The organism is Pseudomonas sp. NFACC37-1, assembly GCF_900101575.1.
GTDB classification, from domain to species: Bacteria; Pseudomonadota; Gammaproteobacteria; order Pseudomonadales; family Pseudomonadaceae; genus Aquipseudomonas; species Aquipseudomonas fluorescens_AA.
In genome coordinates this window covers 441759-463597 of the sequence record NZ_FMUZ01000001.1, presented here as the reverse complement: position 1 = coordinate 463597, position 21839 = coordinate 441759, and the positions used below count along the sequence as shown (strand labels likewise).

Genomic DNA, 21839 nt, shown 5'->3' with positions numbered 1-21839 from the left:
CTCGCCACAGGGTTCTGTGGCAATCCTTACTGATCCCAAGAAGTCGGGCAGCCGGTGCAGCCTTCCATATTCGCATCCTGGAAATTTCCATAGTGCTGGCGAGAACCGCTCAGGTTGGCCTGTTCCAGGTTGCTTTCGCCGAGCTTGGCTTCCTGCAGGTTGGCGTCGCGCAGGTCGGCGCCCTTGAGGTCGGCCTTGCTCAGCCAGGCCATCTCCAGGTCTGCGGCCTGCAGGTTGGCACCTTGCAGCCGCGCGCCGGACAAGCGGGCGAACTGAAGGTAGGCGGCGGTCAGGTCGGCACGTTGGAACTGCGTGCCCTGGGCGAATAGCCCCCAGCCCTGGATCGCCTTGAGCGTGGCGCCGCTGAAGTCCGCCAGGCGCAGGTTGCTTTGTTGCAGGCTGGCGCGGGTCAGGTTGGCGCCCTGCAGCTGGGCTTTCTCGAGGTTGGCCAGGTCCAGCCGCGCGTGCCGCAGGTCGGCGTCGCGCAGGTCGGCACCGCTGAGGTTCATCTTGCGCAGGTCCTGGTTCGCCAGTTTTGCGCCACGCAGGTTGGCGCCGGGGCATTGGCTGGCTTCGGCGATGACGCAGCCGTTGAGGGTGAGTGGGGTGTCGAGGTCGTCGGCGTTGGCCAAGGCGCCAACGAACAGAAGCAGCAATGACAAGCATCTCATGGCATGAACTCGGGCAATTGTGGGAGCGAGCTTGCTCGCGATGGCGGTGGTTCAGCCGGCATTGATGTTGACTGACGCGGCGCCATCGTGAGCAAGCTCGCTCCCACAGGGGGTTGTTGTATCGATCAGGATTCAGGTGGGATCGGGCTATTTCTGCGCGGTCGCCTTATCCCAACTCGGAATCTTGAACACCCAGAACGACCCACCCTGGGCTACGGGCTTGGTCAGTTCTGCCATGTCACCGCCCCACAACGGTACGGCGCCGCCGTAGCCGACGGTCACGCCGATGTACTGCTCGCCGTCCTGTTCCCAGGTGATGGGCGGGGAGACAATGCCGCTGCCGGTCTGGAACTTCCACAGCTCCTTACCGGTTTTCGCATCAAAGGCCTTGAAGAATCCGTCGCCAGTGCCGGTGAACACCAGGTTGCCCTTGGTCGCCAGCACGCCGGCCCACAGCGGCAGCGGTTCCTTGTGCTCCCACACCACCTTGCCGGTGGTGGGGTTCATCGCCCGCAGGCTGCCGACGTGATCGTCGTACATGCGCTTGATACGGAAGCCCATGCCCAGGTAGGCCGAGCCTTTCTTGTAGTTCACTTCTTCGGTCCAGTATTCCTCTTTCCACTGGTTGCCGGGGACGTAGAACAGGCCGGTGTCCTGGCTGTAGGCCATGGGGTTCCAGTTCTTGCCGCCGAGGAACGGAGGCGAGACTTCCACCGGCTTGCCCTTGGTTTCGCCGGGCAGTGGCTTGGCCGGGCGCTGGCCGGGATTTTCCACGGGGCGGCCGGTCTTCAGGTCGATGTGGCTGGCCCAGGTGATGTTATCGACGAAGGGGAAGGCGTTCTGCAGCTTGCCGTTGTTGCGGTCCACCACGTAGAAGAAGCCGTTGCGGTCGGCGTGGGCGGTGGCCTTGACCACCTTGCCGTCCTTGTCCTTGTAGTCGAACAGCACCAGCTCGTTGTTGCCGGAGAAGTCCCAAGCGTCGTTGGGCGTGTGTTGGTAGAACCACTTCACCTCGCCCGTACTTGGGTCGACACCGACCTGGCCCGAGGTGTAGAGGCTGTCGTAGTCGTGGGGGTTGCCGTCCTTGGCCGTGCGCGCCCAGGTGTTCCACGGGCCGGGGTTGCCCGCACCGACGATGATGGTGTTGGTCTCGGCGTCGAAACTGGCGCTCTGCCAAGGTGCGCCGCCGCCATGACTCCAGGCTTCGACCTTGCCGGTTTCAGTGGTCTTGTCGTCGGGCCAGGAGGGCGCCTTGACGTCGCCGGTCGGGGTGCTGTCCTTGCCGTTGAGACGGCCCATGTGGCCTTCGACGAACGGGCGCATCCAGACTTCTTCGCCGGTGTCCGGGTCGCGGGCAAACAACTGCCCGACCACGCCGAACTCGTCGCCGGAGCTGCCGTGGATCAGCAGCACCTTGCCGCTGGTCTTGTCCTTGATCAGCACCGGTGCGCCGGTCATGGTGTAGCCGCCGGCGTGATCACCGAATTTTTTGTTCCACACCACCTTGCCGGTGTTCTTGTCCAGGGCGACCACCCGCGCATCCAGGGTGCCGAAGTAGATCTTGTCGCCATAGATGGCCGCGCCGCGGTTGACCACATCGCAGCACGGGCGAATGTTGTCCGGCAGCCGGTGGTTGTAGGTCCACAGGCGTTTGCCGGTCCTGGCGTCGAGGGCGAACACCCGCGAGTAGGAACCGGTGACGTAGACCACGCCATCGCTGACGATGGCTTGGGATTCCTGGCCGCGCTGCTTCTCGTCACCGAACGAGTAGGACCAGGCGGGGGTGAGCTTGAACACGTTCTTGTCGTTGACCTGGGCCAGCGGGCTCCAGCGCTGGGCGTTGGTGCCCATGCCGTATTGCAGCACGTCCTGGGTGGTCAGGTGGTCGTTGGCAATGTCTTCCCAACTGACCCCTGGCGTCGCGGCGCTGGCCAAGGGGCTCAGCGACAGACTGCCGGCCAATAGCAAGGCAACAGTCAAGGAGGAGAGGGCGGGTAGCGTTTTTATTCTCATGGTGGCAGTTCCCAGTGAAGGTTTTGGCCTGACTAGGTTGGGTCGCGCCGGTGCCTGGCCGATACGGAAAAAGTCCCGCCTTTGCCGGGAAGACTTCCCGAACCGCCTGTCTTTGCGACTTGCGTCGGATGGCCTGCTACCAAGGAACTAGACCGCGGCCACCAAAGCAGCATTCGGCTGTGGCGGTGTGGTTCCTAAGATGACGGCACGGCCTCTGCAGAGAGGTCATGCGTGCAATCCAGAGGGCATAACAATGACAACAAAATGCAACGCCATCATCGCTACCGCACTGCTGATGGGGCTGATCGGCGCAGGCTCCGCGTGGGCCCACGGCAACGTAGTGCCCCAGGCAGTGGAAACCAAAGGCTTGACCCCGGTCAAGGACACCAACCTGCCGCTTGACGGCGATGGCTGGGCTTCGCAGAACCCATACCGCAGTTCTCCCGAGCGTGACAAAGCTGTGGAAATCGGCGCCTCGGCCTACAACCAGAACTGCGCCGCGTGCCATGGCCTGGAAGCCAAGTCCGGTGGGATCGCCCCGGACCTGCGCATGTTGGACGCAGCCGAAGCCGGTGATGAATGGTTCGTCGAGCGCGTACGCCACGGCGCGGTGCGCGACGGTCGGGTCTATATGCCGAAGATGGCCGATTACCTGAGCCAGGAAGCCTTGTGGGCCGTGCGCACTTATCTCGACAGCGTGCACGTCGAGGAGTGATCGCCATGCGCTGGTTCGCCTGGGTAATCTGCTGCGTGTTGCTGGGTGCCCAGGCGGTTCAGGCCCAGGTGCGCAGCTACGATCAGATGATCGCCGCCGGGGAACTGAAGGTGGCGGTCTACAAGGACTTCGCCCCCTACAGCTTCGAAGACCAGGGCCAGCCCAGGGGGGTCGACGTCGAACTGGCCCAGTCCTTGGCCAATGCGCTGGGTGTGCGCCTGCAACTGATCTGGGCGCCGCCCGGCGAAAAGCTCGATGACGATCTGCGCGACTACATCTGGCGCAGCAGTCCGCTGCATGACCGGCAACTGGCCGACCTGATGATGCGCGTCCCGTACGATCACGACTATGTGCAACGCCGCAACGACGTGGGTGAGTTGGAAAATGCCCAGGTGGTGATGTTCGGGCCTTACCAGCAGGAGTGCTGGCAGGTGGCGTATGACCGTCGCCGGCTGGATTCGGTGGGCAGCGTCGCGGTATTCCAGCAGCACCCTATCGGGGTGGAGGTCGACAGCGTGCCGTCGTTCTACCTGACCTCGGTGTTCAACGGCATGCTCAGCGCCAAGACCCGCCATTACCCCAGTGTCGCCAAAGCCTTCGGGGCCATGCAGGCTGGCGAGGTCGACGCGGTCATGGCCATGCGTGGGGAAATCGACTGGCAAGTGCATGAGGCGGCCGACCCGCAACTGGCACTGGCGGAGAATGCCTATCCGAACATGGGCAAGCAGCGCTGGGAAATCGGCATGGCGGTGCATGAAAGCAACCGTCAGTTGGCCTATGCGGTGGAAGAGGCACTGGAAGGCTTGATCCGTGACGGCAGCGTCAAGGCTGTCTACGCCCATTACGGCCTGCGTTACGAAGTGCCCGAGATGTACCAATAGGAGCGCAGGGATGAACTGGCGAGCGTATGGCCTGCTGTTGTGGTGCCTGCCGTGGCTGGCGATGGCGGTCGAGCCAGGAAAGGATCCGGTGCCGTCGGTGATGTGGGCCTTCTATCACAAGCAATTGTTGGGGGACGCGCCGTTCGTGTTCGACGAGCGGGTTCGGTTGCTGGCACCGCCCTTTGCCGAAGACGCGCGCCAGGTACCACTGGAAATCGATGCCCGGGCCTTTGCCGGCGACGTCGTACGGGTGCTGGCCTGGGCCGAATTGAATCCGTTGCCGAAGATCGTCGACTTCCACCCGGGGGAGCGGGTGCTGCCCTGGTTGTCGATCCGTATTCGTATCGAGCAGGCCACGCCGTTGCGGGCCGCCGTGCAGACCCGCGATGGCCTCTGGCACGTCGGTTCGACCCTGATCGACGCGGCGGGTGGTGGCTGTACCGCGCCCAGCGTGGTGCGCACCCAGCCGGGTTGGGAAGAGCACCTGGGCGAGGTGCTGGGTGGGCGGTATCCGCGAGGGGAGTCGAGTCGCTTGCGCCTGCAAATTGCCCACCCCATGGACAACGGCCTGGTGAGCGGCATCCCGGAATTCTTTATCAACCAGGCGCAACTGTTGGACGCCGACGGCAAGCTGCTGGCGCGCCTGGAGCTGTTCCCGGCGGTCAGCGAAAACCCCAACCTGGGCTTCGATATCCAAGGCCCGGGACAGACCCGCCTGATGCTGCGCGACAACAGCGGCAACGCGTTCGAGGCGGCCATTCCCTGACCAGAAGGAACGCGCCATGCGCTGGCTGTTATTGATCTGTCTTGGCCTGTGCCTGCCGGCATGGTCCGCCACCGATTATTCACTCAAGCCCCGGCAGATCGCCGAAGGCACCTGGCTGCTGGAAGGCAGCACCGAAAACTTTGCCAAGACCAACGGCGGTAACATCGTCAATACCGGCTTCATCGTCACCGATGCCGGCGTGGTGGTGATCGACACCGGGCCGTCGAAGCGCTACGGCGAAGCCCTGCGCCAGGCCATTGCGGCGACCACCGATAAGCCGGTCATCCAAGTCTTGCTGACCCACCATCACCCCGACCACGTATTGGGCAACCAGGCGTTCAGCGACGTGCCCATCGGTGCCTTGGCCGGGACCACGGACTTGCTGCGGCAACAGGGCGATGCCATGGCGGAAAACATGTACCGGCTGGTGGGCGACTGGATGCGCGGCACCGAGGTGGTGCTGCCCAGCCAAGTGTTGACGCCCGGTGTGCTCAAGGTGGGCAATCATGGGTTGCGATTGCTGCAACTGGCCGGGCATACCGGGGCCGACCTGGCCATCCTCGACGAAACCACCGGCGTATTGTTCGCCGGCGACCTGGTGTTCTACGAACGGGCCCTGACCACCCCCAACAGCCCGGGGCTGGAGGTCTGGCTCAAAGACCTGGACACCCTGCAGGCCTTGCCCTGGAAGCAGATCGTGCCCGGCCATGGCCCAGTGGCGACTGACGCCCGACCCTTTGCGCAGATGCGCGATTACCTGGGCTGGCTCGACCAACTGATGCGCGACGGCGCGGCCCGGGGCGAGGACATGGCCGAGATGATCCGCAGCCCCATCCCCGAACGCTTCGCCGGGATCAGCCTGAGTCGGTATGAGTTGATTCGTAGCGCCAGCCATCTCTATCCACGTTATGAACGGGCGGTGATGACGCGGGTAGATGCCCATGACCCAGGCTGAAGACACACCCCTGTGGCGAGGGGATTTATCCCCGCTGGGCTTGCAGCCCCATGAGCCAGTCCAGCCACCCTAATCGTCAGCAGAAGATAAAGGGCCGCTTCGCGCCCCAACGGGGATAAATCCCCTCGCCACAAATGGGCCCGTCGCAGGCATTGTGGACACAGGCAACGGCCCCACATGTACCAAGGAACTAGAAAACTCAACACAGCGGGCAATTGTTGCCGGCGGCCCCGAGCCTAAGAATCTGCGACAGACCGGGAAAATTTCCCGGGTATAACAATAACCGCAGAGGTAGCCGTCATGAGTCATCCCGCACGTCGCCAACCCTTCGCCGTGAGCCTGCTGCTCAGTGCCATGCTGCTGTCCGGTTCGGCCCTTGCAGCCGTGACCGATCAGGAAATTCTCCAGGACCCGAAGAACCCCGAGCAGATCGTGACCAATGGCCTGGGCGTCCAGGGCCAGCGCTACAGCCCACTCGACACGCTCAACGACAGCAACGTCAAGGATCTGCGTCCGGTCTGGGCGTTCTCCTTCGGCGGCGAAAAGCAGCGCGGCCAGCAAGCCCAGCCGATGATCAAGGACGGGGTGATGTACCTCACCGGCTCCTATTCTCGGGTGTTTGCCGTGGATGCGCGCACCGGCAAGAAACTGTGGCAGTACGATGCGCGTCTGCCCGATGACATCCGCCCTTGCTGCGACGTGATCAACCGCGGTGTGGCGCTGTATGGCGACCTGGTGTTCTTTGGCACCCTCGACGCCAAGCTGGTGGCATTGAACAAGGACACCGGCAAAGTGGTGTGGAGCAAGAAGGTCGCCGACCACAAGGAAGGCTACTCCATCAGTGCCGCTCCGCTGATCGTCAACGGCAAGCTGATCACTGGCGTGGCCGGTGGCGAGTTCGGCGTGGTGGGCCAGATCAGCGCCTATGATCCGAAGAACGGCGAACTGCTGTGGACCCGTCCGACCGTGGAAGGCCACATGGGCTACGTCTACAAGGACGGTAAGGCGGTCGAGAATGGCATTTCCGGTGGCGAGGCGGGCAAGACCTGGCCGGGCGATCTCTGGAAGACCGGCGGTGCGGCGCCTTGGCTGGGCGGCTACTACGACCCGGAAACCAACCTGTTGCTGTTCGGCACCGGCAACCCGGCGCCATGGAACTCCCACCTGCGTCCTGGCGACAACCTCTATTCCTCCTCGCGTCTGGCCCTGAACCCGGACGACGGCACCATCAAATGGCACTTCCAGAGCACGCCGCACGACGGCTGGGACTATGACGGCGTCAACGAACTGATCTCGTTCAACTACAAGGAAGGCGGCAAGGACATCAAGGCCGCGGCCACCGCCGACCGTAACGGCTTCTTCTACGTGCTTGACCGCACCAACGGCAAATTCATCCGCGGCTTCCCGTTTGTCGACAAGATCACCTGGGCCACGGGCCTGGACAAGGACGGCCGGCCGATCTACAACGAGGCCAGCCGTCCGGGTGCTCCGGGCAGCGAAGCCAAGGGCAGTTCGGTGTTCGTGGCACCGGCGTTCCTCGGCGCGAAAAACTGGATGCCCATGGCCTATAACCAGGACACTGGCCTGTTCTACGTGCCGTCCAACGAATGGGGCATGGACATCTGGAACGAAGGCATCGCCTACAAGAAAGGCGCGGCGTTCCTCGGGGCCGGCTTCACCATCAAGCCGCTGAACGAGGATTACATCGGTGTACTGCGGGCCATCGACCCGAAGACTGGCAAGGAAGTCTGGCGCCACAAGAACTATGCGCCACTGTGGGGCGGGGTGCTGACCACCAAGGGTAACCTGGTGTTCACCGGGACGCCTGAAGGGTTCCTGCAGGCCTTCAACGCCAAGACCGGGGAAAAGGTCTGGGAATTCCAGACCGGCTCCGGCGTGCTTGGCTCGCCCATCACTTGGGAAATGGACGGCGAGCAATACGTCTCCGTGGTGTCCGGGTGGGGCGGCGCGGTGCCGCTGTGGGGCGGCGAGGTGGCCAAGCGTGTGAAAGACTTCAACCAGGGTGGCATGCTCTGGACCTTCAAGTTGCCGAAAGCGTTGGTGGCCAAACGCTGAGTTGAACGGGCCGGGCGCGGTCCTTGTGGCGAGGGGATTCATCCCCGCTCGAGTGCGCAGCGCTCGCAGAAAATTTGGGGCTGCTTCGCAGCCCAGCGGGGATGAATCCCCTCGCCACAATGGACCGCGCCCATAGTTGGTTCTCGCATCCCAGAAATTCAAAACCTACGACCAAATAACGAGAGCCCCCCTGCCAACGACGCATTCGTCCGGCCGGCGGGGCTCTCTACCATCGGCCTATCGCTTGTCCCGTGACAGGCATCGACCAGGCAGAGGCCCCATCATGATCTACGCACAACCCGGAACCCCAGGCGCCGTCGTTTCCTTCAAGCCGCGCTATGGCAATTTCATCGGCGGCGAATTCGTCGCGCCGGTCAACGGCGAGTACTTCACCAACACGTCCCCGGTCAATGGCGAAGTCATTGCCGAATTCCCACGCTCCAGCGCCGCCGACATCGACAAGGCCCTGGATGCCGCCCATGCCGCCGCCGACGCCTGGGGCAAGACCTCGGTGCAGGACCGCTCCCTGGTGCTGTTGAAAATCGCCGACCGCATCGAGCAGTACCTGGAAGTCCTCGCCGTTGCAGAAACCTGGGACAACGGCAAGGCCGTGCGCGAAACCCTCAATGCCGACGTGCCGCTGTCGGCTGACCATTTCCGTTATTTCGCTGGTTGCATCCGCGCCCAAGAGGGCGGGGCCGCCGAGATCAACGAACTGACCACGGCTTATCACTTCCACGAACCCCTGGGCGTGGTCGGGCAGATCATCCCGTGGAACTTCCCGCTGCTGATGGCCGCCTGGAAACTCGCCCCGGCCCTGGCCGCCGGTAACTGCATCGTGCTCAAGCCGGCCGAGCAGACGCCGCTGTCGATCACCGTATTCATGGAGCTGATCGCTGATCTGCTGCCGGCCGGTGTGTTGAACATCGTCCATGGTTTCGGTCGCGAGGCCGGCGAAGCCCTGGCCACCAGCAAGCGCATCGCCAAGATCGCCTTCACCGGTTCCACCCCGATCGGCTCGCACATCATGAAATGCGCCGCCGAGAACATCATCCCGTCCACCGTGGAGCTGGGCGGCAAGTCGCCGAACATCTTCTTCGAAGACATCATGCAGGCCGAGCCGGCCTTCATCGAAAAGGCCGCCGAAGGCCTGGTACTGGCGTTCTTCAACCAGGGCGAGGTCTGCACCTGCCCGTCCCGTGCGCTTGTGCAAGAGTCGATCTATGCGCCGTTCATGGCCGAGGTGATGAAGAAAATCGCCAAGATCAAGCGCGGCAACCCGCTGGATACCGAGACCATGGTCGGTGCCCAGGCTTCCCAGCAGCAATACGACAAGATCCTTTCCTACCTGGAGATCGCCCGGGAAGAGGGCGCCGAGTTGCTGACCGGTGGTGCGGCCGAGCACCTGGAAGGTGACTTGTCGAGCGGCTATTACATCCAGCCGACCCTGCTCAAGGGCCACAACAAAATGCGTGTGTTCCAGGAAGAGATCTTCGGCCCGGTGGTGGGTGTGACCACCTTCAAGGACGAAGCCGAAGCCCTGGCGATCGCCAACGACACCGAGTTCGGCCTCGGTGCCGGCCTGTGGACCCGCGACATCAACCGCGCCTACCGCATGGGCCGGGCGATCAAGGCCGGTCGCGTGTGGACCAACTGCTACCACCTGTACCCGGCCCATGCCGCGTTCGGTGGCTACAAGAAGTCCGGCGTGGGGCGTGAAACCCACAAGATGATGCTCGATCACTATCAGCAGACCAAGAACCTGCTGGTGAGCTACGACATCAATCCGTTGGGGTTCTTCTAACCTACGGGGGGATCGTTCCCACGCAGAGTTGATCGTTCCCACGCTCTGCGTGGGAATGCAGCCCGGGACGCTCCGCGTCCCAAAAAGCCGAACGCGGAGCGTCCGTTGAGGCATTCCCACGCAGAGCGCGGGAACGATCGAATGGCCTGTGCTACCAACGCACCCCACCCACCGCTTCGAAAGTAGCATTCGAGCCCCAGGCGTGGCGTGCATTAATGACCTTGCCGGAATCGCCCGGTACAAGAAGAGGAAAGACCCATGTGGACTAAACCCGCGTACACCGACCTGCGTATCGGCTTTGAAGTGACGATGTACTTCGCCAACCGATGAGTGCTGGCCCGGCCTGGAACATTCAGGCCGGGCTACCCATTGGTCTGATTGCATTCACAGCGGGATGCTTTAGGCTCAAGGTATCCCCTGACAATAACAACAGGCTTACCAATGAGCCACGTAACTGAAAAGATGAGCCTCAGCCCGCTGCGCAAGTTCGTTTCTCCTGAAATCATGTTCGGTGCCGGTTGTCGGCACAATGTCGGCAACTACGCCAAGACCTTCGGGGCACGCAAAGTGCTGATCGTCACCGATCCCGGGGTCATCGCCGCCGGTTGGGTGGCGGACGTCGAGGCCAGTCTCCAGGCCCAAGGTATCGATTACTGCCTCTACAGCGCGGTCTCGCCCAATCCACGGGTCGAGGAAGTGATGCTCGGTGCCGACCTGTACCGGGAAAACCATTGCGATGTCATCGTCGCGGTGGGCGGTGGTAGCCCGATGGATTGCGGCAAAGGCATCGGCATTGTCGTTGCCCACGGCCGCAATATCCTCGAGTTCGAAGGCGTCGACACCCTGAACGTGCCCAGCCCGCCGCTGATCCTGATACCCACCACGGCGGGGACGTCGGCTGACGTGTCGCAATTCGTGATCATCTCCAACCAGCAAGAACGCATGAAATTCTCCATCGTCAGCAAGGCGGCGGTACCGGACGTGTCGCTGATCGACCCGGAAACCACCCTGAGCATGGATCCGTTCCTGTCCGCCTGTACCGGCATCGATGCGCTGGTGCATGCCATCGAGGCGTTCGTGTCCACCGGTCACGGCCCGTTGACCGACCCCCATGCCCTGGAAGCCATGCGCCTGATCAATGGCAATCTGGTGCAGATGATCGCCAATCCGGCGGACATCGCTCTGCGGGAAAAAATCATGCTGGGCAGCATGCAGGCCGGGCTGGCGTTCTCCAATGCGATCCTCGGGGCTGTGCACGCGATGTCCCACAGCCTGGGCGGGTTCCTCGATTTGCCCCATGGCCTGTGCAACGCGGTACTGGTGGAGCACGTGGTGGCGTTCAACTACAACTCGGCACCGGAGCGTTTCAAGGTGATTGCCGAGACCCTGGGCATCGATTGCCGGGGGCTCAACCACCGGCAGATCCGCACCCGCCTGGTGGAGCACCTGATTGCCCTCAAGCACACCATCGGTTTCCACGAAACCCTGGGCCTGCACGGCGTGAGCACCTCGGATATCCCGTTCCTGTCGCAACATGCGATGCACGACCCGTGCATCCTCACCAATCCTCGGGAGTCGAGCCAGCGGGATGTCGAGGTCGTCTATGGCGAAGCCCTCTGACGAGCTCCAAAAAGCCTTGGAGGGACTGCTGGGGCTGGGTAATCACTCGACGCGCAAGAGTCATTATCCGGAACTGACGGCGCGCCTCGATGAGCTGGAACAGGCCCGGCAACACCTGCAACAGCTCAACGACCAACTGGAGCAGCGGGTGGCCGAGCGCACCGATGCGCTGTTGGAAGCCAACCACAACCTGCAGCAGCAGATTGCCCAGCGCGAACGGGTAGAACAGCAGTTGCGCGATGCCCGGGACGTCGCCCAGGCCGCCAACCGCAGCAAGGACAAATACCTGGCCGCCGCCAGCCATGACCTGTTGCAGCCACTGAACGCGGCTCGCTTGCTGATCTCTACGTTGCGTGAACGCGAACTGCCTGTCGCCGAACACGTGCTGGTCGAACGCACCCACCAGGCGCTCGAAGGCGCCGAAGACCTGCTCACCGACCTGCTGGACATTTCCCGGCTGGATCAGGCCGCCGTCAAGCCCGACCTGGCGCCATATCGACTGGATGAGTTGTTGGGGCCGCTGGTGTCGGAGTTTCAATCGGTGGCCGGTGCCGCCGGGTTGGAGCTGCGAGTGCGGTTTGGCGACGAAGCGGTGCTGACCGACCTGCGATTGATCAGCCGTATCCTGCGTAATCTGCTGAGCAATGCCTGCCGCTACACCGACCAAGGCGGCATTCTCCTGGCGGCCCGACGCCGGGGAGGGCGCTTGAGCCTGGAAGTCTGGGACACGGGGCGGGGGATCGCCGCCGATTGCCTGGAGTCGATTTTCCTCGAATTCAATCAACTGGACGTCGGCCGGGCGGCGGATCGCAAAGGCGTGGGCCTGGGGTTGGCGATTGTCGAACGCATCGCCCATATCCTCGGCTACCGGGTGCAGGTGCGTTCGCGGCCGGGACGGGGCTCGGTGTTCAGTATCGAGGTGCCGCTGTCCAGCGAAAAACCATTGCCCGTGTCGCTGGCCCCGGTACAGGCGGTCGCCGGCAACCCGCTGCCGGGGCGGCGCTTGTTGGTGATCGACAATGAGCTGAGCATCTTGCAAAGCATGGCCGCGCTGTTGGGGCAATGGGGCTGCGACGTGTTGACCGCCACCGACGAGGCGGGTGCCCTTGACGTGCTGCAGGGGCGGGCGCCGGAGCTGATTCTGGCGGATTTCCACCTGGATCATGGGGTCGTGGGCTGTGAAGTGGTCAAGCACCTGCGCGAGCATTTTCGCCAGGCGATCCCGGCGGTGATCATCACCGCCGACCGCAGCGACCAGTGCCGCCGCGCCTTGCGCAAACTGGATGCACCGCTGCTGAACAAACCGGTCAAGCCTGGCAAGTTGCGGGCGGTGTTGAGTCAGATGCTCGGATAGGTTTGTGTTGTAGATACTCTGTAGGAGCTGTCGAGTGCAGCGAGGCTGCGATCCTTTAATTCATCCGCTTAGGACTCAAGCGGCCAGGCAAGATCGCAGTCTCGTTACACTCGACAGCTCCTACACGAATTCGTCGCGAGGGCCATTAAAATGCCGTCATTTGGTCGGTGTTTTTGCCAAGAATGTAAAAATGCGCTTCGATCTGTTTATTTCCTTATGTAAACTCCCCCCGCTGCGACAATCGGGCGCGGCTATGCCAGCTCGATAATCACCATTTCGCAGCGTCCCTCACCCAGCTGAAGCCAAGACCTACAAGAAGTCAGCGCCGGAGAGACATAAACGAGAGGCCGACGAACTGCTCGGCCCTGTAGGTCCATCCTCCAGTCCGTCTCGATCCCATCCCCCTGGCTTTCTGGCCGTGGATGTGGTCTATCATTGATCAGGACCGGAGGGCGGAATGGCGTTCCATCCTAGGGATACACACATGTTGAAGAAAACACACACGGCGCTACTGGGCCTGGCGATGGCGATGGGTCTTGCGACCACGCACGCCGCCGAGCCAAAAAAAGTGGATGTCTTGCTCATCGGTGGGGGCATCATGAGCTCGACACTCGGCGTCTGGCTCAATGAGCTGGAGCCGGGCTGGACCATGGAAATGGTCGAGCGCCTGGACGGTGTTGCCGAAGAGAGCTCCAACGGCTGGAACAATGCCGGTACCGGTCACTCTGCTTTGGCTGAACTGAACTACACGCCGGAAGACAAGAACGGCAAGGTCGATATCTCCAAGGCCATCGAAATCAACGAAGCCTTCCAGATCTCCCGCCAGTTCTGGTCCTGGCAGGTCAAGAACGGTGTGCTGAAGAACCCGCGTTCGTTCATCAACTCCACGCCGCACATGAGCTTTTTGTGGGGCGACGAGAACATCGCGTTCCTGAAGAAGCGCTACGAAGCCCTCCAGGCCAGCCCGTTGTTCGCCGGCATGCAGTATTCCGAAGATCGCGAGCAGATCAGCAAGTGGGTTCCGCTGATGATGCAAGGGCGTGACCCGAGCCAGAAAGTCGCGGCCACCTGGAGTCCCCTGGGTACTGACGTGAACTTCGGCGAAATCACTCGTCAATTCGCGGCTTACCTGCAAACCAAGCCGAACTTCTCCCTCAAGCTGTCCAGCGAAGTGGAAGAGATCACCCGCAACGAAGACGGCACCTGGCGCGTTTCGTACAAGAACCTGAAAGACGGTACCGAAACCGAGACCGACGCCAAGTTCGTGTTCATCGGCGCCGGTGGCGGGGCGTTGCACCTGCTGCAGAAGTCCGACATCCCGGAAGCCCGTGAATACGCAGGTTTCCCGGTGGGTGGTTCGTTCCTGGTCACCGAAAACCCGACCGTTGCCCAGCTGCACCTGGCGAAGGCGTACGGCAAGGCTTCGGTGGGCGCACCGCCGATGTCGGTTCCACACCTGGACACCCGTGTGCTCGATGGCAAGCGCGTGATCCTGTTTGGCCCGTTCGCTACGTTCTCCACCAAGTTCCTGAAGAACGGCTCGTACTTCGACCTGCTGACCAGCACCACCACCCACAACATGTGGCCGATGACCAAGGTCGGTATCGAACAGTATCCACTGGTCGAATACCTGGCCGGCCAGCTGATGCTGTCGGATGAAGATCGCTTCAACGCCCTGAAAGAGTACTTCCCGGAAGCCAAGCAAGAAGACTGGCGCCTGTGGCAGGCCGGTCAGCGCGTGCAGATCATCAAGCGTGACGAAGAGAAGGGCGGCGTCCTGAAACTCGGCACCGAAGTGGTTGCCTCCCAGGACGGCAGCATCGCCGGCCTGCTGGGTGCTTCGCCTGGCGCCTCGACCGCTGCACCGATCATGCTGACCGTGCTTGAGAAGGTCTTCAAGGACAAGGTTGCCAGCCCGGCCTGGCAGGAAAAACTGCACCAGATCGTGCCGAGCTACGGCACCAAGCTCAACGATAGCCCTGAGCGCGTAGCCCAGGAATGGGCCTACACCAGCGAGGTCCTGCAACTGGACCCGCCACCGGCCATCGGCAAGCCAGGCGCCCCAGCGGCACCGGCCAAGCCGGCGGAAGCCCGTGAAGCCAACCCAGCGGCTGACATGGCGCTGTAAGCCGGACGCTGTCTGGTGAGGTACAAAAACGCCGCTCATTGAGCGGCGTTTTTTTGGGGCTCGGTTAACCCTGTGGGAGCGACCTTGCTCGCGATGGCGGTACACCCGCCAACATCAATGCCCCATCCGCGAAAGGTCAGCCCCGTCCTCTGCGCAAATCTGTCGAAACCGCAGATCAAAATCCTCCGCCAACTGCGCCAGGGTAATCGCCCCCAAACGCTTGAGCAGCAACGCCTGGGCCTCATCGAACGCATCCGTCAACGCCGCATTCACCGCTTGTTCCACCAAGCATTGCGGATGATCGGTGGACAGGCCGATGGCGAAGATCGACGTGCTGCCCAAGGCCTGATGGATATCCAGCAAGGTCATCTCCGACAGCGGCTTGCTCAAGGTCCAGCCGCCGCGATGGCCTTTTTCCGACGTGACATAGCCCTTTTCCTTGAGCAAGGCCATGGTCCGACGCACCACCACCGGGTTGGTGCCCAGCATCTGCGCAATGGTATCGGAGGTGGCGGATTGCTGGTGGCGGCCCATGTGGATCAGCACATGCAGCATGCGGGACAGGCGGGTGTCGGTTCTCATGATCGTTGCGGTATTCCATGGCGGAGGCGGGTGTGAGTATCGCCTGTAATTGTAAAAGTTACGAGATCGTTGACAGGCGCTTTTCAGGGAACTTACGATGTGTCGTGACTTCGCCGCACCCGTCGAAACCTTTCTTGGAGAATGATCATGCGCTATGACGTCATCATCGCAGGCGGCAGCTACGCCGGTATGTCCGCAGCCCTGCAACTGGCCCGTGCCCGGCGCAAGGTATTGGTGATCGATGCCGGTCAGCGTCGCAATCGCTTCGCTGCCAGCTCCCATGGCTTTCTCGGTCAGGATGGCCGGGCTCCCGGGGACATCGCCGAGGATGCGCGCCGCCAACTGATGGCCTATCCGACCGTTGAATGGGTATCGGGCACGGTGATCAATGCCGGCAAGGTGGCGGACGGCTTTACCCTGGCAACGAGCGACGGGCAGTGCTTCGATGCCCGCCGGCTGCTGTTGGCCACCGGTGTGATCGATGATTTGCCCGACGTGGAAGGGCTGGCGCAGCGCTGGGGCAAGAGCGTGTTTCATTGTCCGTATTGCCATGGCTATGAGCTGGAGCAAGGGCCGATCGGCGTGCTGGCGACCTCGGAAATGTCCTTGCACCATGCGTTGATGCTTCCGGACTGGGGGCCGACCACGTTCTTCACGCGCGGCGTGTTCGAGCCCGACCCTGAGCAGCGTGCCAGCCTGGAGCGACGCGGAGTCACGATGGTGCCCGAGCCCATCGAGCGCATCGAAGGCGACCGGGCCGACGTGGTGTTGGCCAATGGTCGAGTGGTGAGCATTGATGGTCTGTTTGTCCTGCCTCGCACCCGCGTCGCCAGTCCGTTGGCCGAGTCCCTGGGATGTGAATTCGAGGACGGGCCGATGGGGGCCTTCATCCAGAGCGACATGACCCGGGAAACCAGCGTGCCAGGGGTGTTCGCCTGTGGCGACGCGGCCATGCCCTTCGGCTCGGTGGCGCTGTCGGTGGGAGACGGGGTGAGGGCGGGCTCAGGCGTGCATCGGTCGTTGATCTTCGGGGGGCATTGAATCGCGAGCAGGCTCGTTCCCCTATTGAGGCACTGAGCCCTGTGGGAGCGAGCTTGCTCGCGATGGCGCCGGTGCCGGTACTACTGGGTGCCAAACATCGCCGTCCAATAAATCCCCGCATCGCTTTTCGGATCGGTCGCATACCCGGCGCCCAATTCGCGGAACTGCGGGTTCATCAGGTTGGCGCAGTGCCCCGGGCTGGCCAGCCAGCCGTCCACGACCTTGAGGGCCGTGTCCTGCCCGGCGGCGATGTTCTCGCCGATCAATTGGCCCAGATAGCCAGCCAGTTCGGCGCGGTCGCCCGGCGTGCGGTTGTCGCGGTCCTTGTGGTCGAAGAAATTGTTGTTGGCCATGGCCCGGGTGTGAGTGACGGCGGCCAGGGCCAAGGTGGCGTTCCAAGCCAGCGGCGTGGTGGCGGCGAAGGCTTCGGTGCCGCAGCGACGCGGCTGGGCGCGGGCACTGTTGATCAGTTTCAGCAGTTTCTGGCCTTCGGTTTGCCAATCACCCAGGCGCGCCGACAACAAAGGGCGCGCCAGCACGATGCGCCATTCGCGATCCAGGCGGCTGACGCCGATATCAACGAACTGCGGGTCGAGCACCACCTGGCAGAAGCTTTCCTGCACGGCTTTCATGGCCGATTGCGCATCGCGCGGCCCGGACAGGCTGATGGCTTGCACGTTGACCATGGGATAGGCCGCCCGCGCCAGCGCCTGCTGCAGGTCGCCAATGCCATTGGCCGACAGGATCAGCCGGGAGTCCATGGCCAGCGGCGGCAGCTCCAGCGAGGCCTGGCCGGCACAGCTTTGGGATTGGCTGCGGTAAAGGTTGATGGACTCGACCAGTTGCGTCTCTTCGGTGGCCGTGGCGCTGGTGGTGAACACCAGGCCCAGCAACAGCACGACAAGACCCATGACGGATGAAATGGCACGCATGTAAATCTCCCTTGAGCGGACGGCGCCTATGATGCGCAATTTTTGCCCCGCTGGGGCAACGGTATTCACGCTCTCTTGAAATCCCTTGGAACGGCACCGTTGGGTACCGTTCGGGACAATCCTCAAGTACTGGGATCAATTTTCAAGCGAATAAGTCCATTTCCGTCGTTTCAAGGCCATAAAAACCCGGATTATTAGCTCATCCAGTTACCGCCATCGACGTTGTACGTCTGCGCCACCACGTATTCACTCTCCGCCGAGGCCAGGAAAATCGCCATTCCGGTGAGGTCTTCCGCGGTGCCCATCCGGCCATAGGGCACCTGTTGTCCGACCTGGCGCTTCTTTTCCCCTTGCGGCAGGTTTTCGTGGCGGGCGAACAGCGCGTCCACGCCATCCCAATGCTCGCCATCCACCACGCCGGGGGCAATGGCGTTGACGTTGATCCGATGCTTGATCAGATCCAGCCCGGCGGACTGGGTCAGGCTGATCACCGCTGCCTTGGTGGCGCAATAGACCGCCACCAGGGCCTCGCCCCGCCGGCCCGCCTGGCTGGCCATGTTGATGATCCGCCCGCCGTGGCCCTGGCGGATCATCTGCCGTGCCGCCGCCTGCAGTGTGAACAGTGTGCCGGCGACATTGATGGAAAATAGCCGTTCGTAGCTCTGGCGGGTGATGTCCACGATGGGCGCCAGGTCGAACAGCGCGGCGTTGTTGATTAGGATATCCAGCTTGCCGGCCCGGGCTACCACGGCCGCGATGGCCTGGTCGATGGAAGCTTGGTCGGTTACGTCCATTTTGACCGCGTAGGCGCTGTCGCCCAGTTCGGCGGCGGTGGCCTGGGCCCGTTTCAGGTCGATGTCGGCGATCGCCACCGTGGCGCCTTCGTTGATATAGGCCTGGGCAAACGCCCTGCCGATACCCCGGGCGGCGCCGGTCACCAGGGCATTTTTTCCTTCCAGTCGTTTCATGGGGCTTGGTCCTTGCTGCAATGGCTTCAGAGGGTAATCAGCGTCGCACTCACCAAATGGCGATGGCAGGCCGATTACAGCAGTGCCGCTGAAAACCGACAAACCCGCGCAGGATGGTGAGGTGGTACTTTTTTAACTTGTGCCGGTGTCGCCAGCGTGGGTTAAAAAAGTATCGGTGGGCGGTCGGGCCGAGGCTGGCGGAGCGCCGCGCACTCGGCGTAAGGTGCCCGATATAACGATAAAAGAGGCGCGACATGCCTGATCACCGAACGCCCCTGTTCGAGCAGCGACCGGCCGAACTGGAAGTCATCCTGCCCGAGCCCGAACACAGTTTTCGCTGGTACGAGCACGACTACCCGTACCCGCTGGCGCGCTGGAACCATCACCCTGAATTCGAAATCCACCTGATCCGCCAGGGCAGCGGCAAACTGTTGGCGGGGGATTACATTGGCCCGTTTGGCCCGGGCCATGTGGCAATGATCGGTCCGGACTTGCCCCACGATTGGATGGGTGACCTTGCGCCGGGGGAGTACTTGGCCGGGCGCGACGTGGTGTTGCAATTCGACGGCGCCACTTTGCTGGCCTTGCGTCGCACCTTGCCTGAACTGGGGGACCTGCAGGGGCTGTTCGAGCGCGCCCGCCGTGGCCTGGCCTTCGGTGGCAACACGGCGCAGCAGGCCGCGCACCTGCTGGAAGCCATCGGCCCGGCCCAGGGGCTGGCGCGATTGACGCTGTTCCTGGAGCTGCTCCACACCCTCAATCAAGCTCCCGGTGACGAGGCCCTGAGCCTGGCGAGCCCTTGCTATGCGCCGACCCTGGATGCGCGCAGTTCCGAGCGCATCCACAAAGCGTTCGAGTACCTGCAAGCCGAACTCACCGGCGACCTGCGCCTGTCGGTGATCGCCCGCCAATTGGCCATGAGCGAGCCGGGCTTCTCGCGGTTCTTCAAGCGCATCACCGGGCACGGTTTCATCGATTTGATGCGCAAGCTGCGGGTCCAGCGCGCCTGCCGTTTGCTGTTGCAAAGTGAGATGCCGGTGACCGACATCTGTTTTGAAGTGGGCTATAACAACCTGTCCAACTTCAACCGGCACTTCCGCATCGAGATGAACCAGACCCCCAGCGAGTATCGGCGGGCCGCTTTTGCCCTGCTTGACGGAGCCGCCACCCGGTAACCCCTGTGGGAGCCGAGCTTGCTCGCGATGACGACGGCACATTCAACTTCAATGCAACTGGCCCACCGCCATCGCGAGCAAGCTCAGCTCCCACAGGGGGATTGGCGGTGGACGCGGGTGCAAGGAACACCACGGATCCATTGTGGGAGCGAGCTTGCTCGCGATGACGTCAACACAGCCAATATCAATGCCAACTGACCCGTCGCCATCGCGAGCAAGCTCGCTCCCGCAGGGTCGCGAAGCGGCCCCAAGACCTGCCTTTGCAGCATCTCCCAGGTTCGGTGTTCAGCCCGGGACACCTTTTTGATGCTTCTTCAATCGATACGCGAACTGCGCCCGGCTCAGCCCCAACGAGCGTGCGGCGGCTGCGAGGTTGCCGCTGCTCAGTTGCAGGGCTTCGTTGATCAGGCGTGATTCCAGGCCGTCAATGGAGAAGTCTGCGTCCAGTTGGCTGAGGGACTGGAGCAGCGCCGGTTTTTCCACGGCATCGTTGGCGGCCAGGCCCATCGGCGAGAGGCCGCCGAGGTGGTCCACCGAGTAGGCGTCCACCGGCAATTGCTCATTGCGAAACAGATGGACCAGGTCAATGGCCTGGCCTTCTTCGCTGGCGATCAGGCCCCGCTCGATGAGGTTCTGCAATTCCCGCACGTTGCCCGGAAAGTCATAGCGCAACAGCACCTTCAAGGCACGCATGGTCAGGCCCATCGGCGTGCGGCCGTATTCCTGGCAAAAACGCTTGAGAAAGGCGTTGATCAGCAGCGGTATGTCATCGCGGCGCTCGCGCAAGGGCGGCAGGGCGATGGGGTAGACGTTGAGCCGGTAGAACAGGTCTTCACGGAACGCGCCGTCCGCCACGGCCTTGCGCAGGTCGATGTTGGTGGCCGCCACGACGCGCACATCGACCTTGATGCCGTGGCCGCCGCCGACCCGTTCGATTTCCCGCTCCTGCAAGGCGCGCAGCAACTTGCTTTGCCCGGCCAGGCTCAGGCAGGTGATTTCATCCAGGAATAGCGTGCCGCCGTGGGCGCGCTCGAAACGACCGGGGCGTGAATGAGTGGCGCCGGTGTAGGCTCCGCGCTCGACGCCGAACAGTTCAGCCTCGATCAGATTGTCGGGGATGGCCGCGCAGTTGAGGGCGATGAACGGCCCCTCACGGCGGCGGCTCAGTTGGTGCAACTGGCGGGCGAACATCTCCTTGCCCACGCCGGATTCGCCGCTGACCAGCACGGTGGCCGGGGTCAAGGCCACCCGTTGCAAGGCCTGGGTCGCGGCGTTGAAGGCGGCGCTGGCACCAATCAATGGCTGTTCGCTGTCCGGCACCGGGACGGTTCCGGCCACGTTGTCGGACTGAGTGTCGGCGCGGGCGACGACGGTCGGCGGGGAGGCGTTGAGGTAATTCAGGTCTTGCTCGATGTCGCCCCATTGTTCAGCGGTCTTGCCGACGACTCGGCAGCGTTCGTGGCCCATGCCCCGGCATTCCACTTCGCGAAAGACCACCAGTTGCCCGAACAGCCCGCTGACGAAACCGATGGCGTAGCCCAGTTCGGTCCAGCACACCGGATCCTGCCCGGTGCCATAGGCGGCGACATGCTCGTCGGCCTCGCAGGAGTGATGCCAGAGAAATTCCCCCTCATAGAACCCCGAGTCGGCGTCGAACTTGAAATGCAGCGGTTCGACCTTGGTCATGCCTTCGAGGGTATGCAGATGCGTGCCGGCGCGAAACACCGCCGCGGCATCGGCGTGGGGCCAGCGTTCACGAATCAGCCGGGCGTCGCGGGCGCCGGAGGAATAACCGGTGCGGGTGAGCATGCCTCGGGCCTGCTCCAGCCCCTGGCGTTCGATGATTTCCCGGCGCAATGCACCGAAGGAGGAACTGTGCAGCAGCAACATGCGCTGGTCGTTGAGCCAGATACGGCCATCGTCGGGGGAGAAAAACAGGCAGGCGGTGAGTTCTGCCGGGGTGGGCGAACTGCTGTCGCTCAACTCGTTGCTATCCCCCCGTGGATGGAAATGCTCGGTGGCGATTCGATGATCCGGCAACTGGCAGTGGGGATTATTCATTGTTATGCCCCTGATGACGGGGTGATCGAAATGATCACCTGGCCAGATAGTTATTAAGCATAACTTTATCAAATGAACAAGCGGCAGATGGCCAACG

18 protein-coding genes are annotated in these 21839 nt (G+C 62.6%); 12 read left to right on the top strand and 6 right to left on the bottom strand.

Annotated features, from left to right (window positions below):
• Positions 1-26: 26 nt before the first annotated feature.
• Positions 27-671 (bottom strand): pentapeptide repeat-containing protein, encoded by a 645-nt coding sequence (locus BLP82_RS01975; protein ID WP_092164865.1) that lies wholly within the window; start codon positions 669-671, stop codon positions 27-29.
• Between the two features lie 147 nt (positions 672-818).
• Entirely contained in the window at positions 819-2684 is a 1866-nt protein-coding gene (gene exaA, locus BLP82_RS01970) for a quinoprotein ethanol dehydrogenase (protein ID WP_092164863.1), read from the bottom strand.
• Positions 2685-2937: 253 nt separating this feature from the next.
• Here exaA and pedF point away from each other — a divergent pair, with 253 nt between their 5' ends.
• The 10 genes from pedF (at position 2938) to mqo (ending at position 14983) form a co-directional block, all read left to right on the top strand.
• Positions 2938-3399 (top strand): cytochrome c-550 PedF, encoded by a 462-nt coding sequence (gene pedF / locus BLP82_RS01965; RefSeq protein WP_092164861.1) that lies wholly within the window; start codon positions 2938-2940, stop codon positions 3397-3399.
• Positions 3400-3404: 5 nt separating this feature from the next.
• Entirely contained in the window at positions 3405-4280 is an 876-nt protein-coding gene (locus BLP82_RS01960) for a substrate-binding periplasmic protein (RefSeq protein WP_092164859.1), read from the top strand.
• A gap of 10 nt (positions 4281-4290) precedes the next feature.
• Entirely contained in the window at positions 4291-5046 is a 756-nt protein-coding gene (locus BLP82_RS01955; RefSeq protein ID WP_092164857.1) for a quinoprotein dehydrogenase-associated SoxYZ-like carrier, read from the top strand.
• Positions 5047-5062: 16 nt separating this feature from the next.
• The gene (locus BLP82_RS01950) at positions 5063-6001 is read left to right on the top strand and encodes a quinoprotein relay system zinc metallohydrolase 1 (protein WP_092164855.1); all 939 of its coding nucleotides are present in this window, start codon (positions 5063-5065) and stop codon (positions 5999-6001) included.
• A gap of 300 nt (positions 6002-6301) precedes the next feature.
• Complete coding sequence (locus BLP82_RS01945; protein ID WP_092164853.1) at positions 6302-8077, top strand: PQQ-dependent methanol/ethanol family dehydrogenase; 1776 nt, start codon at positions 6302-6304, stop codon at positions 8075-8077.
• 283 nt (positions 8078-8360) lie between these two features.
• Positions 8361-9881 carry an acetaldehyde dehydrogenase ExaC gene (locus BLP82_RS01940; protein ID WP_092164852.1) on the top strand — a complete coding sequence of 507 codons (1521 nt, stop codon included), beginning with the start codon at positions 8361-8363 and terminating at the stop codon, positions 9879-9881.
• Positions 9882-10139: 258 nt separating this feature from the next.
• A complete protein-coding gene (pqqA, locus tag BLP82_RS01935; RefSeq protein WP_003243383.1) occupies positions 10140-10211 on the top strand; it encodes a pyrroloquinoline quinone precursor peptide PqqA in 72 nt (23 codons plus the stop codon).
• Positions 10212-10343: 132 nt separating this feature from the next.
• The gene (gene ercA, locus BLP82_RS01930) at positions 10344-11501 is read left to right on the top strand and encodes an alcohol dehydrogenase-like regulatory protein ErcA (protein WP_092164851.1); all 1158 of its coding nucleotides are present in this window, start codon (positions 10344-10346) and stop codon (positions 11499-11501) included.
• Positions 11485-12855 (top strand): hybrid sensor histidine kinase/response regulator, encoded by a 1371-nt coding sequence (locus tag BLP82_RS01925; protein ID WP_092164850.1) that lies wholly within the window; start codon positions 11485-11487, stop codon positions 12853-12855. The genes ercA and BLP82_RS01925 overlap by 17 nt, the downstream gene beginning before the upstream one ends.
• 484 nt (positions 12856-13339) lie before the next feature.
• On the top strand, positions 13340-14983 hold the full coding sequence (mqo, locus tag BLP82_RS01920) for a malate dehydrogenase (quinone) (RefSeq protein ID WP_060742587.1): 1644 nt from the start codon (positions 13340-13342) through the stop codon (positions 14981-14983).
• A gap of 114 nt (positions 14984-15097) precedes the next feature.
• Here the strand turns inward: mqo and BLP82_RS01915 are convergent, their stop codons facing one another.
• Complete coding sequence (locus BLP82_RS01915; RefSeq protein WP_092164849.1) at positions 15098-15565, bottom strand: Rrf2 family transcriptional regulator; 468 nt, start codon at positions 15563-15565, stop codon at positions 15098-15100.
• A gap of 147 nt (positions 15566-15712) precedes the next feature.
• On the opposite strand from BLP82_RS01915, the gene BLP82_RS01910 reads away from it, so the two are divergent.
• Positions 15713-16606 carry an NAD(P)/FAD-dependent oxidoreductase gene (locus BLP82_RS01910; protein WP_092164847.1) on the top strand — a complete coding sequence of 298 codons (894 nt, stop codon included), beginning with the start codon at positions 15713-15715 and terminating at the stop codon, positions 16604-16606.
• An 80-nt stretch (positions 16607-16686) separates the two neighbouring features.
• Here BLP82_RS01910 and BLP82_RS01905 read toward each other — a convergent pair whose 3' ends face one another.
• Positions 16687-17538: a CAP domain-containing protein gene (locus tag BLP82_RS01905; RefSeq protein ID WP_092164846.1), complete on the bottom strand. Its 852-nt coding sequence runs from the start codon at positions 17536-17538 to the stop codon at positions 16687-16689.
• 194 nt (positions 17539-17732) lie between these two features.
• On the bottom strand, positions 17733-18506 hold the full coding sequence (locus tag BLP82_RS01900) for an L-iditol 2-dehydrogenase (RefSeq protein WP_092164845.1): 774 nt from the start codon (positions 18504-18506) through the stop codon (positions 17733-17735).
• Positions 18507-18760: 254 nt separating this feature from the next.
• On the opposite strand from BLP82_RS01900, the gene BLP82_RS01895 reads away from it, so the two are divergent.
• Positions 18761-19681: a helix-turn-helix domain-containing protein gene (locus BLP82_RS01895; RefSeq protein ID WP_092164844.1), complete on the top strand. Its 921-nt coding sequence runs from the start codon at positions 18761-18763 to the stop codon at positions 19679-19681.
• A gap of 285 nt (positions 19682-19966) precedes the next feature.
• Here BLP82_RS01895 and BLP82_RS01890 read toward each other — a convergent pair whose 3' ends face one another.
• Positions 19967-21742, bottom strand: coding sequence for a sigma-54-dependent Fis family transcriptional regulator (locus BLP82_RS01890; protein ID WP_092164842.1), 1776 nt, complete (start codon positions 21740-21742; stop codon positions 19967-19969).
• Positions 21743-21839 lie beyond the last annotated feature (97 nt).

Bases quoted from the DNA above. Each gene is read 5' to 3' on its own strand.
- BLP82_RS01975 (WP_092164865.1), bottom strand. From the start codon at position 671: ATGAGATGCTTGTCATTGCTGCTTCTGTTCGTTGGCGCCTTGGCCAAC.
- exaA (WP_092164863.1), bottom strand. From the start codon at position 2,684: ATGAGAATAAAAACGCTACCCGCCCTCTCCTCCTTGACTGTTGCCTTG.
- pedF (WP_092164861.1), top strand. From the start codon at position 2,938: ATGACAACAAAATGCAACGCCATCATCGCTACCGCACTGCTGATGGGG.
- BLP82_RS01960 (WP_092164859.1), top strand. From the start codon at position 3,405: ATGCGCTGGTTCGCCTGGGTAATCTGCTGCGTGTTGCTGGGTGCCCAG.
- BLP82_RS01955 (WP_092164857.1), top strand. From the start codon at position 4,291: ATGAACTGGCGAGCGTATGGCCTGCTGTTGTGGTGCCTGCCGTGGCTG.
- BLP82_RS01950 (WP_092164855.1), top strand. From the start codon at position 5,063: ATGCGCTGGCTGTTATTGATCTGTCTTGGCCTGTGCCTGCCGGCATGG.
- BLP82_RS01945 (WP_092164853.1), top strand. From the start codon at position 6,302: ATGAGTCATCCCGCACGTCGCCAACCCTTCGCCGTGAGCCTGCTGCTC.
- BLP82_RS01940 (WP_092164852.1), top strand. From the start codon at position 8,361: ATGATCTACGCACAACCCGGAACCCCAGGCGCCGTCGTTTCCTTCAAG.
- ercA (WP_092164851.1), top strand. From the start codon at position 10,344: ATGAGCCTCAGCCCGCTGCGCAAGTTCGTTTCTCCTGAAATCATGTTC.
- BLP82_RS01925 (WP_092164850.1), top strand. From the start codon at position 11,485: ATGGCGAAGCCCTCTGACGAGCTCCAAAAAGCCTTGGAGGGACTGCTG.
- mqo (WP_060742587.1), top strand. From the start codon at position 13,340: ATGTTGAAGAAAACACACACGGCGCTACTGGGCCTGGCGATGGCGATG.
- BLP82_RS01915 (WP_092164849.1), bottom strand. From the start codon at position 15,565: ATGAGAACCGACACCCGCCTGTCCCGCATGCTGCATGTGCTGATCCAC.
- BLP82_RS01910 (WP_092164847.1), top strand. From the start codon at position 15,713: ATGCGCTATGACGTCATCATCGCAGGCGGCAGCTACGCCGGTATGTCC.
- BLP82_RS01905 (WP_092164846.1), bottom strand. From the start codon at position 17,538: ATGCGTGCCATTTCATCCGTCATGGGTCTTGTCGTGCTGTTGCTGGGC.
- BLP82_RS01900 (WP_092164845.1), bottom strand. From the start codon at position 18,506: ATGAAACGACTGGAAGGAAAAAATGCCCTGGTGACCGGCGCCGCCCGG.
- BLP82_RS01895 (WP_092164844.1), top strand. From the start codon at position 18,761: ATGCCTGATCACCGAACGCCCCTGTTCGAGCAGCGACCGGCCGAACTG.
- BLP82_RS01890 (WP_092164842.1), bottom strand. From the start codon at position 21,742: ATGAATAATCCCCACTGCCAGTTGCCGGATCATCGAATCGCCACCGAG.